General features: G+C 68.9%; 1 protein-coding gene. It reads right to left on the bottom strand.

Going from position 1 to position 1987, the window contains the following annotated elements; translation table 11 throughout:
• Positions 1-110 precede the first annotated feature (110 nt).
• Positions 111-1487 (bottom strand): sugar porter family MFS transporter, encoded by a 1377-nt coding sequence (locus tag V6U90_RS32550; protein ID WP_334444881.1) that lies wholly within the window; start codon positions 1485-1487, stop codon positions 111-113.
• Positions 1488-1987: the final 500 nt, after the last annotated feature.

The following is a 1987-nucleotide window of genomic DNA, read 5'->3' as shown; positions in this document are numbered from 1 at the left end:
GTCTGCTCCGCGCCACCACCGAACTGCTCGGGCCGCCGGAGCGGGCTGGACGACGTCTGGCTCTGGCGGATGCCCGCCGGTTGAGCGGTTGACCGCGGAGCGACAGCTGATCAGTCGCTACTCCGGGCTCGCGAGTTCGTACCCTTGCCAGGCGCCCCGGAACGTGACAGATCCTTCTCGATTTCTTCCAGACTGCGGTTCTTGGTCTCCGGGAGCCTGCGATACAAAAACACGTACCCGACGATGCCGAACGCGCCGAAGATCCAGAACAGCCCGGTGGGGGTGAACAGCTCGATGAGGGTGAGCGTGGTGAGGGCCACGAGGAAGTCCAGGGCCCAGTGGGTGAAAGAACCCACGCTGGCCGCCTTGCCCCGCACCGCCGTCGGGAACACCTCACTGTTGATCAGCCAGATGGAGATGCCCAGACTCGCCGAGAAGGAGGCGATGTACGCGATCAGGCCCACCACCAGCAGGGTCCCCGTGAGGCCGGTCCGGCCGGGTAGCAGGTAGAGCGCGCCGAGGAAGATCAGGCTCGTCACGACCAGCGTGATACCGCCGAGCAGCAGCGGACGCCGACCGACCCGGTCGATGACCAGGAGAGCCGCCAGCGTGCAGGCCACGTTCGCGGTGCCGATACCGACCGAGGACAGCAGCGAGGCCGAGTCGCCGAAGCCCGCCTGGACGAAGATTGTCGGGGCGTAGTAGATCACCGCGTTGACGCCCACCAGCTGGTTCGTCGCGGCGATCGCGACCCCGAGCGTCGTGGCCCGGCGCAACTGCGGCCGGAACAGGTCCCGGTAGGAGATCCGGCTCTCCTCGGCGGTGCCCTTCCGGAGCGAGGCCAGCTCACGGTCCACCTCCTCGGCTGGGTGGAACCGGGCCAGCGCGGCACGGGCCTGGTCGGTGTGCCCCCGGGCGAGCAGCCATCGGGGGCTCTCCGGGACCCGGAGTACGCCCAGCAGCATGAGCAGGGACGGAAAAGCCGCCAGTCCCAGCATCCAACGCCAGCGCCCGCCATCGGAGAGGGCATACCCGACCAGATACGCGGCCAGGATCCCCACCGTCACAAGGAACTGGTACAGCGATACCAGCCGGCCCCGGACGGCGGTGGGCGCGATCTCCGCCACGTAGACAGGCACCGCGACCGAGGAGGCCCCGACCGCGAGGCCCAACGCGAAGCGCGCCGCCATCAGCGTGCCCACCCCCGGCGCCAACGCGGACGCGACGGCGGCCACCGTGAAGACGCCGGCCAGCACGCCGAGGCTCTTCTTCCGGCCGAGCCGATCCAGGATCTGCCCAGCGGTGACCACGCCGACGATCGCGCCGAGCAACAGAACCGAGACCACCAGCTGCTGACCCGTCGTACCCAGGCGGAAGTCCGTACGGATGTACAGCAGCGCACCAGAGATGATGCCCGTGTCGAAGCCGAACAGCAGGCCACCCAGGGCGGCGGTCACGGCCACACCCGTAGCCGATCCCCTCCTCATTCCGCCGGCTTGACCGCCGGCTGGCGCTGGGTGGGGAGGTGTGCGGTCAGCACCGGTACGGGGTTTCCGGTGACGGGTCATGGGATGCCTGCACCGGCTACCAGGCGCTGGGTACCGGCGGCCAGATGCCGTAAGCAGATCGCGGAAAGCGGGCGCGGCCACCGCTCGGCGTACCGCTCATCTCCGCCTCGTCGGACGGGTTTTCCGGCCCGGTTCTTGCCGGGATTGTTGACCGGAACCATGGCTCTCCAGACGTCGACTAGGTACAGGCACCGCCGCTTACCCAGGCCGCCCTCGGGCATGCCCTGGGCGCTGGTCGGACGTGTGCCCCCGGAGCTGGTTGACTTCTGGGGCGTCGGGTAGTCGTTGACCGGCTCGTGGACCCCCGCGCAGGGGGCGTGGCCCCTACCTTGATAGAGGGCTGTTCCGGTAGCTGATGCTCAACTGGGACACCGTGCGGAAGGCGGTCGATCGCACGAATCGGGGTGCGAGCACGATGG

The sequence above is a fragment of the Micromonospora sp. CPCC 206060 genome, from assembly GCF_036906895.1.
Lineage (GTDB): Bacteria > Actinomycetota > Actinomycetes > Mycobacteriales > Micromonosporaceae > Micromonospora.
The sequence above is the reverse complement of the archived record's forward strand: the minus strand, read 5'-3'. Positions and strand labels throughout refer to the sequence as shown.

Coding starts and splice junctions, on each gene's coding strand:
- V6U90_RS32550 (WP_334444881.1), bottom strand. CDS start 1,487: ATGAGGAGGGGATCGGCTACGGGTGTGGCCGTGACCGCCGCCCTGGGT.